The sequence below is a fragment of the Vibrio sp. 10N.239.312.C11 genome, from assembly GCF_041466065.1.
Taxonomy (GTDB): domain Bacteria; phylum Pseudomonadota; class Gammaproteobacteria; order Enterobacterales; family Vibrionaceae; genus Vibrio; species Vibrio tasmaniensis_A.
This window is the reverse complement of the sequence record NZ_JBFSRZ010000089.1, coordinates 1-8,612: the sequence shown is the minus strand read 5'-3', so window position 1 is coordinate 8,612 and position 8,612 is coordinate 1. Positions and strand designations below refer to the sequence as shown.

The window sequence follows — 8,612 nt, the reverse complement described above, 5'->3', positions numbered from 1 at the left end:
AAATACGCGAAACGGGGTTGTTCTATCTTTAAATTTAATTACGCAACAAAGCCGTACTACTCATCAAAAGCACCTGAACGATACATTTTTTCTAAGTTGTGACCCTTTCTGATCTCACGATTACTTAGCTTATGTAGTGGAACTAGTTGTTGATTCTTCAATTCAAAGTAGCAGTCGGGTCTAAGCACGTTGTTAGACATCAAGCTGATGTTATGTGTGGTAATTATAGATTGACAGTCTAGTTTTGAAATCAAATCTACGACTCTTTTGGACAAAGAGAAGTGGTAATAAGCATCAAACTCATCAATGTATGCAAAAAAAATCTTTCCGGAAAGAAGCTTTAGATACCAAAAATAGAATATACCAAGTGACAATGTACCTGTGGATGCAACCAGTGAAAATTGAATATTTCTTCCATCGAAGACGAATTCAATAAATTCTTGCCCCGGTGGGCCTGACTTTTGGAGCTTACACTCTACACCTGACTCATTTAAAAACTTCTCAAAATCTTCTAACTTATCTTGTTCAATAATAGTCTGAGATATGCGTTTTGAATCAACAGGTTGCCCGTGATAATCCTTCATCCTACTTAGAGTTCTGAAGAATATCATTCCTTCAACAAACTCCATGAACTTGAAAAAAGTATCATTAATAGTACTTTTATCTAGCAAGGCATTCGAATTAACATATCTAACAGCTGAGACTTTGCGCTCTGTAAAATCATCTTTTAAACTATCATCACCATCAAAGTCATACTTAGCAATATTAGATTTCCTTCTATCAATATCTATAACCTTCCTACCATCAATAAAGAGCTCTTCATAGATAGCAGCATCACAGGCCTCTTTGCCGTATTTATATACGACATCAACGCCATCAATAGAAAATTCATATACGAATTCAGCTAGAGGGAGTGAAGTAAGAGCGCTTATATAATTTGAACGAAGTGAATCCATTATCGTGGGATCGGTGAGATGGCAAGTTATATCTAAAAGAGCTAAGCCCACATTAGATTTCCCTTGCCCGTTTTTCCCATAAATCATGGAATGCTTAATAGTATTATCTACAACAACATGAGTGTTGAATTCAAAAGCTCTATCTGTCTTGAGGTCGAGTTCAAACCAATCACTAAAGTTTCTAAAGTTTTTGACCGCTAATTTTTTAAGCATATTGATGAACCAGTATTAAGTGTTTACGAAACTATAGCATGCTTTGATAGTGCCGTAAAAAAATTACGGCAGTAGGTTAAGCAGACGCTGATAGATAGGTCGAATTTACCCCCGTGATACAACACGGGGGTTGTCCCCATCTTCCGCGCTCGTCGTCCTCAGTCTTCGTCCTCCTTGCTTGTCATCAGGGGAACCCATCATTTAGTGACGCGATTAGAGCACCAGTAAAACTATAACCACCAATTAACACTCAACAAAGCCTGTCCAAGTTTTAAGAGCGCCTAGCAAGATGAAGGGTTTTCGTTTGTCTCTCGAACGCCAGCTGCGCTTCGCTGATTATCGCTCATCAAGCTGAATCGACCCCTTAACATGATCATGTTCGCTTATCCCTGCGGGGCTTTTCCGTTCGTTGACCCAAAGCGCCTAAGAACCCGACCGACAACAGCGCAAACCAAGTCATAAAAAAACAGTGCGCCTAGAACACCGATAAACCCATAGATAGCAAAAGCCTGAGCAATCATTGCGATTTGGTCAGCCGTTAACGTGACACTTTCCATTTAATACCCCTATACAAAATTTAGTTGTTGCCCTTAAAACAAATTCACATCAGCTCGTTTTAATTCTGGCTCGTCTGACAGAGCCTCATGAGGCTTGCACGTTATCAATTTGGTTAACTGGCCTCTGTTGAGTTTCAGTAGGCAATCGTCAATAACATCGTAGGTCACATCGTAAGCCCTTAGATAATTCTGATTAAGGCTATAAACCCCATCGGATGCGACTATCTCAATACTGACATGACGTTCAATTTTCTTTGGCTTGATAGCGAAATTAACACCCGTTACAAATGCCTTTTGGATACCGTCAAACGGTAAGATATCCGCTATAGAAATACTCGAAACATCATCATTGTTATCAGCTTGATTGCTATTCCCACCATCAGATACACCGCTAGCACCTTGACCGCTTTCTTGAGCTTTTGAGCTGTCTTTCCCAGTAGGGGAATCTTGATATTGTGGCGTTTCCGCTTCCTGAACTTCCTCAGTAGAATCAAAAACGCGATTGGATATTTCATTGGCCATGTACCCCAAACAACTAATAAAAAGTAAAAACACTGCAATCACTTTAGGACTGCGATAAAGCGTATTCATAGCTCCGGCTTGCTTGGCTATGCCTGTTCCCGTTGACTTATAAAGTAGAAAAGCATCCAACGGTATTTTTTGCGTGGTGGTGTTAACGTCTTTGGATTTTGGAATAACTGGAGTCGATACCGATTTGTCGTGCTTCCATATTAATGGTTTGCGTTTAGTCCAAAAAAATTGGTCACGTCCCTTGTGATAAAAGTTCTGCTCACCACATGCTTTGATGCCCGTATCAATCTGTTTCCAATCAGGCGAAAGCAATTCAATATCCCAGTTATATTTCCTATGACGCATGAATCCCTCATTGAAAGTATGAGGATAGATAATGCGCCCCTGGTCATCGTATTCAGCGACTCCGCGGTCGTCAGTTTCCGATTCGTTTAGCTGTTCCATATCAGCAGGCGTATAGCGAGAATAAAAAAAGGATAGGTAAGACTCGGGTAATAGACCGTCTTGGCCGTCGTTCTTGGTGATGAAGTCCTCGACAGGTTTGTAGGTCACTTTCTTCATATCAAAACCAATGTTCTTGGAATAGATATCCTGACACTCATCGATAACAATCAAAGCACCAATAGGGCACCAACAGAAAAAGTGCGTCCATAGATGAACACCTGCCGAGTCCCTAGACGAGATACGAAACAGTTTTGATGTAGTAGGGAACTCAACACCAAAACGCTCTTGTATGACATTTAATGGTTGCATGCCCTCTATATTCGTCACGACAACCTTACCCGCCTTGAGAGCTCGATAGATTGAGAAGTAGGCCGTGTATGCGGACTTGTATGAGCCGTTTGCTCCGGTTCTTATTGTGATAGCCATGCGTTACCTCGTCATTCTCATTACAAAGCCCGTCGTGAAGAAGTTCGCCACAATGGAAAGCCCTTGAGGAATGCCAAACTTAAAGGCATAAAAGCGAATCTCAGACGGCATAGCGTTAAACGTTGCGGCTAACAAATCGTTAAAACCTATCTCCTGCAATAACATCTGTGCAGTGACGTAAGACATCTTTATAAATTCTATTTGTCCGGCTATTTTCATTTTCAAATAAAACAACTGAATGTAAGAGAAGATATTCGAAAAGATATAAGGCAGCGATTTGATGAAATCGACAACGACTTGAAATTGAGTTGAAACCCAATCAAAGAAAGCAAATATAGTATCCATTAATTAGACCCCATCATTTTGATACCGATAAGAACGAAGATGAAAAGAACGATAGCTTTTATGATTTCGGCGTTGTCTAAAAGGGCAGAGAGAACGCCAGTTTTGAATGACTGTTTGTGACCAGCAACAGTAAGGTCTAATTGATGCTCGATATATTTCCCGTCTTTGAATGCTTTGGTGTCGATAGAGAATAAGGTTTTAAATTGCTCCGTTTCGGTCTTGTAATTCTCCTTTAGAACCTCGATTTCTGCGGTGATATCTTTGAATGAATCCGCATCAAAAATAAACCCACCCATAAAATCGTCAGTAACCACAGGAGCCGAGAAAGCACTATCAGCCCCTAGTAAATCTCGAATGCCTTTTATCGCGTCTTTGGTTGCATCATCGAGGCCGCCCATACCGTCTATTTTGTCTGAAAGCCCATCAATTTTCCCTGATAGCTCAGAGCCGGATTGTTCTATTTTGGAAGATAGCCCCGTTGTCGAATCTTCTATGCTCGTTTTCAACTTAGAAACAGCATTGTCTATGTTGGTTTCATTGCGTTTATCTTGATTGTCCATTTTGTCACTTAGGAAACTACGCAACGCAACAAAGTCTTGAGAGATGGAATCATCAAGCGTGCTAAGAGCTCGATTCAAACGCATGAACTCGCGACCAGTTGCTTGTGTTGTTTTCCTTTGAGAGCTTTTTACTTGGTCGATTACTTCCTTTTTTGCATCTGCGAGGTTGTAATCAACATCTTCCACTTTTAAGGTCAAATCTTGAATGAGTTCAGTGTTCATTTGTGCGGAAGCTGCTTTGGCTAAAAAGAGATCTTGTCTTTGAGTTAATCCGGTATCGATGGAGTCGATAGCCTTAATAATCTTGTTGGTTTCTAGCTGTTGTTTCGCTGCTATAGAGGCCGGAATACCATCGATAGCACCAATGATTTTATTGTCTACAAGGTCAGTCAACAGGTCATCAGAGCGTTTAGCTTTATCAACTAGACTGGCCTCAGTTTTGGTCACCTTATCAACCATTTGAGATAACGCACTTCTAATGCTGTAGTTAACGTTCTCAACATCAGATTTTGATGCGCTTTTTGAAACCAAATCTTTGACTACTTTGGTTAGCTCCCTGTTTGTAACCGAAACTTTTTCAGAAGCTTTAGCAAGATTTAACATTGGAGTACACGTGTGGTCAGGAGCACCGGAAGGGCATCGAAGGTCATATTTGATTACCTCTGTACTCTCTAACGTATCGAGGTAAGGCTCTAATTTATCAGGGACATTGTTGTTGTTTTTATCTTCTAGAGTGTTATCAGACTTGTTTGGGTTTTTATCTACGCCATTGGGGATTCCATCACCGTCCCAATCTTCATCAACGTCAAGAATGCCATTCATATTATGGTCACCCTCCCACGGATAAAGCTTAGGCGTACCGCCAGTAAAATGATTACGGCGAGTACATTCTTTACCCGTAAATCTAAACTTAGTTTGCCAAAACTGAAAATCAGGTGAATCAGTAGAAATAGCGATAACTGCTTTTTCCATGCCGCAATAAATAGGAGCACCAAGAGCACCGTAACAATACCCTGTTGGTTGCTCACCGTAGATATAGGCATCCCAACTAACCGTACGGTTAGAACCCTTTAAAACTTCGCAAGCACTAACACAAACACCGCCACTATCGACAGAGCCTGCAGGACAATCCAAAGCATAGGATTTTGTTACGAAAATCAAGCAAGAGGTCATAAAAAAGAGAATGCGTAGAAGTGCGTTAATGGCTGTTTTCATAATCAAAACCTAGATATAAAAAAGCCCCCGTTAGGAGGCATTAATACCCGTATATACACCGTATATAAAGGATGAGGCCATAGACACACCCAAGAGGATGGTTACGACTTCAGAAACGAGTACAGCCATTAGCCGCGCATAGCTCCCATGATAGCTTTAAGGCCAAAGCCAAGCGCACCAAGGCCAATCAAACCAACCACAACCAGACCGTAGTTAGCTTGACCAGAAGTGACCGCGCCATTGATAGCGGTTTGAACGGGTGTAGCGTCGGCCATTGAAGCACCAGAAAGAACAACAGTAGATAGAGCGATTAAACGAGTTTTCATGTTTTTCATAGTATTACCTATAGATTGTTTTAAAAAATGTACTCAGCCTTTGCCGAGTGTTTTGAGTATTCGTCCAAGTACATGACCTGAAACGAATGAAAGTAAAATCCATCCCGAAACGGTGGTGTAGAGCTCCGTATCGATATTGAGGGATTGTGGTGTTGACACTAAATTGTTGTATTCAGTGTCAGTAAGCATGACGAGCTTGCAGTCAAAGTCGGTTGACGTTCTTAGATAACCTTGCTGAGTTGTCGTGATGCAGTTCATTGATTAAGCCTTGTTAACTTTCATGAAGTTATCAAAGTGCTTTTTGATTTCTTCATCGACAGGAACAAGCTTGTTGACCAAGATATCTAGTGGGTCATTTGGGTTAGCACCAAAGCTGAGTTCGTATTCACGGTTAGCAACAAATGCGCGTGATTGGATAAGCTGACGCGCATACTCAACATCGATTTTCAATGCTTGTTTGTTGTAAGGAATATCAGTAGAGAAACCGATACCCGTTTGCTGAAACTTCTCGTTGTCGACTTCTTCTACAGCACGTAGAACAGACAGCTCAGCGAACTCCATGTTTGATTTAGGGAAACGCTTGATAGCAATACCAGTTATTGTAGGCATATTCTTGACTCCAAAATTTCGATTTTCTGTTTAGTGTATTCGTCAGGAATGCCCAACGAGGTTTCAAAGTTTGCACGTCTATGATGCGTAGGAATGAGCATTCCAAAGGCTTCACCCAAATCACCTTCAGTCATAGCAACAACTTCAGATAGAGCTTTACCACATTGACGACGAACCCAAGCGATACGAGCGAAGAACTCAAGACCTGCTTTTTTCTTGTTGAGTTCAAGCTTCATTGGTTCAGCAGGGTCGATACTGGCCGAGAAATCACAGAGACCAGCAAAGGCCGAAGCAGGCGAGGCGAGTAGTGATAAATCGCACTTCTTCAGTTCCACTTCGTTGCGGTACCAAATCACTTCAGGGTCAGCGATGTTTTGCTCGAACTTCTTGTTGTACACACGCCAGTAGATTGCAGAGGTACGAGAGCCAACAAGAACGGCTTCCTCTGATAATTCACCGGATTGTGAAACGCGCTTATGAGGAACCATTGTCGGACCATGTCCACGAGAAGCAGTGCGAAATGCTCCCTCATAAAAACATTTCTCAGCATACTTACAGTCAAAGATTCCGGTGTAGTCATCCACGCAAAGGTCTAAACGGGCGAGGCGAGTGATACCCAAAAGTGATAACCACCAGTGCACCTTCTTGTGTGTGGTGAAGTCGAACAACTTAGCGCAACCAGTACCATTGATTTGCACGTAAACCGTATCGTTGTTACCGCCAACACCAACCAAACCACACTCAACCGTTCCCGTTGAATCGTAAATCACCATTGAATCTTCATAGCCATGTAAGCCACGGCCACGCATAGGAGATATGCGGAAGTTAAAGACTTTAGACATGAACTCATCAAACCTATCGGCTAAAACCTTACGGCATTTGTTACGGTGTGACTCAATTGACTTATCAATGGCTTCTGGTGAGTTAAGGCGACCATTAACGCTTCGCTTTTTAAACTCAGGAAACTGCATATTGATAAAGTCTTGTTCGTTCGAGTTGTCCAAGTGTCTAAGTGAGCCGTACGAAAACGAAAAGGCTAGGTGATCAACTTGTACCGGACGAATCTCGTCATGGAACTTATGTGGTTTTTTAGATGGCATGGAACACACCCTTAACCAAAAGCTCTTGGTAGTTATCATCCGTGATTTCGACAATCTGAAATGACACCATGCCGTAGTGAGCTTCCATGAACTGGAAGAAATCACGCGGAGTCTTGAAGAAGTTATGACCCCACGGGAAATAGGCGTTGATGCCGTGATTGGGTTCGTTGTCGAAGTAGATTGAATCCATGATTAAAGCACCTCCAACAATTTAGCTTTAGGTGAAGTTAATTCGTCATAAGCTCGTTGCAGTTCTGAAGCTTCACAAATATCAATCTGACCATCATCTGACATCAAAGCAGCTGCCAGTACTTTGATTTCCTCAACCTCAAGAGAACCGGCAACAATCTCCGAATAAGTTTTATTTGAAACCTCGAAACTACAAAATTTTGACTTTGCAAAATCAACAGAGACATCAAATAGGAAAGTAAAATAAAGAAAAGCAACGCAGAAGATATAAAGCTCGACTTTGCATTTAAGCAAAAATGAAAGGACAGGTTTCATGATTAAAGACCGACAACGTAAGAAACTTGAGCCAAAGGCCATGAGTTTTGTAAACGTTCAACAATGCTGTGAGCATCTGATTCAGAAAGGAATTTACTGTGAAAATGTTGAGCTGTGGTAATCACAAAAGGCTTACCATGAGCTGAAGTGCCAAAACCTGCAAAGTAACGAGGTAGACACCCAGAAACTAATAGAACATTAACCATAACAACCACCTTGACTGATTATTGAGAATTGGGATTGACGGTCTAAGCCGAGCTATAAGCGTCAAGGGCAAACAGCCCAAACCTAGACAGTCAAAATACTGGAACAAGTAAACTTGATTCGTTGAGGAAGATTATAGGCACGAAAAGTTGTGCCTGTTAAGCACGGAAAATCATGCCTAATCAGCTAGAATGTAGCTAAAGGGAGAATGTCTTATGTATCAAAATGAACTGTTAGATGCCTACAAAAAGGCGCAAAACTACGTACAAGATAAGCAGATTGCACATGATTTGAATCTGCCGAGACAACGGATTGGTGAAATGCGAAAAGGAACTCGTTATATATCTGATTCTGAAGCAGTTTTTCTAGCAGAAAGCGCAGGTATTGACCCTGAGATGGCTTTGTTAGGTTGTCACGTTGACCGCAACGAAAATCCAGAGATTAAACAGCTATGGGAACACATAGCAAAAAAGTGCAACGGGCTAGGATTAAAAGCGATTTCAATGACTTGCGCGGGATTCGCGTTGATGGCGACCACCCCAGTTGATCCCACGATTCTGTCAATCCCATTTTAAAATGTCCTCTTTTCTCCCAAATAGAAATGTCACCTTTG

General features: G+C 41.5%; 13 protein-coding genes. 1 reads left to right on the top strand and 12 read right to left on the bottom strand.

Annotated features, from left to right (window positions below):
• Nucleotides 1–56 precede the first annotated feature (56 nt).
• The 12 genes from AB6D07_RS22035 to AB6D07_RS21980 form a co-directional block, all read right to left on the bottom strand.
• Entirely contained in the window at nucleotides 57–1,169 is a 1,113-nt protein-coding gene (locus AB6D07_RS22035; RefSeq protein ID WP_017103186.1) for an ATP/GTP-binding protein, read from the bottom strand.
• 383 nt (nucleotides 1,170–1,552) lie between these two features.
• Nucleotides 1,553–1,726, bottom strand: a complete 174-nt coding sequence (locus AB6D07_RS22030) for a hypothetical protein (RefSeq protein WP_017103185.1) — start codon at nucleotides 1,724–1,726, stop codon at nucleotides 1,553–1,555.
• 33 nt (nucleotides 1,727–1,759) lie between these two features.
• Entirely contained in the window at nucleotides 1,760–3,127 is a 1,368-nt protein-coding gene (locus AB6D07_RS22025; RefSeq protein WP_017103184.1) for a zonular occludens toxin domain-containing protein, read from the bottom strand.
• Nucleotides 3,128–3,130: 3 nt separating this feature from the next.
• Nucleotides 3,131–3,472 carry a DUF2523 family protein gene (locus AB6D07_RS22020; protein WP_017103183.1) on the bottom strand — a complete coding sequence of 114 codons (342 nt, stop codon included), beginning with the start codon at nucleotides 3,470–3,472 and terminating at the stop codon, nucleotides 3,131–3,133.
• Nucleotides 3,472–5,247: a hypothetical protein gene (locus AB6D07_RS22015; RefSeq protein WP_017103182.1), complete on the bottom strand. Its 1,776-nt coding sequence runs from the start codon at nucleotides 5,245–5,247 to the stop codon at nucleotides 3,472–3,474. Before AB6D07_RS22015 ends, AB6D07_RS22020 begins: the two co-directional genes overlap by 1 nt.
• A gap of 128 nt (nucleotides 5,248–5,375) precedes the next feature.
• Complete coding sequence (locus AB6D07_RS22010) at nucleotides 5,376–5,573, bottom strand: hypothetical protein (protein ID WP_029222958.1); 198 nt, start codon at nucleotides 5,571–5,573, stop codon at nucleotides 5,376–5,378.
• A 42-nt stretch (nucleotides 5,574–5,615) separates the two neighbouring features.
• On the bottom strand, nucleotides 5,616–5,840 hold the full coding sequence (locus AB6D07_RS22005; RefSeq protein ID WP_081324601.1) for a hypothetical protein: 225 nt from the start codon (nucleotides 5,838–5,840) through the stop codon (nucleotides 5,616–5,618).
• A gap of 3 nt (nucleotides 5,841–5,843) precedes the next feature.
• Nucleotides 5,844–6,191, bottom strand: a complete 348-nt coding sequence (locus tag AB6D07_RS22000) for a DUF1293 family protein (RefSeq protein ID WP_017103180.1) — start codon at nucleotides 6,189–6,191, stop codon at nucleotides 5,844–5,846.
• The gene (locus AB6D07_RS21995) at nucleotides 6,179–7,291 is read right to left on the bottom strand and encodes a replication initiation factor domain-containing protein (protein WP_372092275.1); all 1,113 of its coding nucleotides are present in this window, start codon (nucleotides 7,289–7,291) and stop codon (nucleotides 6,179–6,181) included. Before AB6D07_RS21995 ends, AB6D07_RS22000 begins: the two co-directional genes overlap by 13 nt.
• On the bottom strand, nucleotides 7,281–7,481 hold the full coding sequence (locus tag AB6D07_RS21990; protein ID WP_017103178.1) for a hypothetical protein: 201 nt from the start codon (nucleotides 7,479–7,481) through the stop codon (nucleotides 7,281–7,283). Before AB6D07_RS21990 ends, AB6D07_RS21995 begins: the two co-directional genes overlap by 11 nt.
• A 2-nt stretch (nucleotides 7,482–7,483) precedes the next feature.
• Complete coding sequence (locus tag AB6D07_RS21985; protein ID WP_017103177.1) at nucleotides 7,484–7,795, bottom strand: hypothetical protein; 312 nt, start codon at nucleotides 7,793–7,795, stop codon at nucleotides 7,484–7,486.
• Between the two features lie 2 nt (nucleotides 7,796–7,797).
• On the bottom strand, nucleotides 7,798–8,001 hold the full coding sequence (locus tag AB6D07_RS21980; RefSeq protein ID WP_017103176.1) for a hypothetical protein: 204 nt from the start codon (nucleotides 7,999–8,001) through the stop codon (nucleotides 7,798–7,800).
• Between the two features lie 213 nt (nucleotides 8,002–8,214).
• Here AB6D07_RS21980 and AB6D07_RS21975 point away from each other — a divergent pair, with 213 nt between their 5' ends.
• Nucleotides 8,215–8,574, top strand: coding sequence for a DUF3693 domain-containing protein (locus tag AB6D07_RS21975; RefSeq protein ID WP_372092272.1), 360 nt, complete (start codon nucleotides 8,215–8,217; stop codon nucleotides 8,572–8,574).
• Nucleotides 8,575–8,612 lie beyond the last annotated feature (38 nt).